The 1,163-nt window shown below is 65.0% G+C and carries 2 protein-coding genes; both read right to left on the bottom strand.

Going from position 1 to position 1,163, the window contains the following annotated elements; genetic code table 11:
• The coding region (locus VFQ05_08765) for an FAD-dependent oxidoreductase (protein ID HET9326848.1) at positions 1-253 on the bottom strand (253 nt) is incomplete at its 3' end.
• 504 nt (positions 254-757) lie between these two features.
• Positions 758-1,163: 2-oxo acid dehydrogenase subunit E2 (locus tag VFQ05_08760; protein HET9326847.1), on the bottom strand; the 406-nt coding region annotated here is incomplete at its 5' end.

Genomic DNA, 1,163 nt, shown 5'->3' with positions numbered 1-1,163 from the left:
TGGTGGGCAAGTCGAGCTCGACCTGGGCCTTGATGCCGTGGGCCGCGAAGCCATGGCGGGCGAGCGAAAAGTGCTCGCTTGAATCCAGCAGGGCTTTGCTCGGGATGCATCCGACGTTGAGGCAAGTCCCGCCCAGCGTGGGGTACTTCTCGACGCAGGCGGTCTTCATGCCGAGCTGCCCGGCGCGGATCGCGGCAGTGTAGCCGCCCGGGCCGGATCCGATCACGACGAGGTCGTAAGCGGCTTCAGTCAACGCCGATCCACCTTCCAGTCACAGTCAGATGACGCTATGTGTGTCCTGCTATTTGAAGCACAATGCGGGTCGAGCAGATTGGGGCCGAGGCTGATGACAAGTCAAATGCGGGCCTGGAAGTCGGTCGTCATTGTGTCGATGGTCGTCCAGCCGATCGCGTGCGCCTCTCCGCGGACGGCGCGGGTCTCGGATCTTCAGCGGCCCGTCAGGCTCCGCGGTGTCGCTTCGAGAGCGCGCTTCGGGAGCTCTTCCGTCTCGTTTCCCGAGGGATCAATAGGCGACCGGTGCGCGATGGTTCTGGTGGGGACGGCTTTGCAGTCGAGCGACGGAGTGATATCGACTGCAGAGCGCGAGGACCGGAACGAGCTGCGACGACTCCTCGACGAGCGCTCGCAGCGGATCCTGGAAGCGGATCGCGACCGCTGACGACGTGTCGGAAGCGAGCCCGAATCCCTGTTGTAAGTCCTTACTCTCCCCGGGGAGAGCAAGAATCTACATCGGCCATCAGACGTCGAGCAGCATGCGCTCGGGATCCTCGAGGCGCTGCTTCACGCTCACCAGGAAGGTCACCGCCTGCTCGCCGTCGACGATGCGGTGGTCGTAGGAAAGCGCCACATACATCATCGGGCGAATCACCACCTGATCGTCGATCACCACCGGGCGCTTCTCGATCTTGTGCATGCCGAGGATGCCGCTCTGCGGCGGGTTGAGGATCGGCGTCGACAAGAGGCTTCCGAACACCCCGCCGTTGCTGACGGTGAAGGTGCCGCCCGCCAGCTCGTCGAGCATGAGCTTGTTGTCGCGCGCGGCGGCCGCCAGGCGGGCGATCTCGCGCTCGAGATCGGCGAAGCTGCGGAGGTCCGCGTTCCGGACCACCGGGACCACCAGCCCGCGTCCGGTCTGCACCGCC

This window comes from Candidatus Eisenbacteria bacterium, assembly GCA_035712145.1.
In the GTDB taxonomy this organism is placed as follows: Bacteria; Eisenbacteria; RBG-16-71-46; order RBG-16-71-46; family RBG-16-71-46; genus DASTBI01.
The sequence above is the reverse complement of the archived record's forward strand: the minus strand, read 5'-3'. Positions and strand labels throughout refer to the sequence as shown.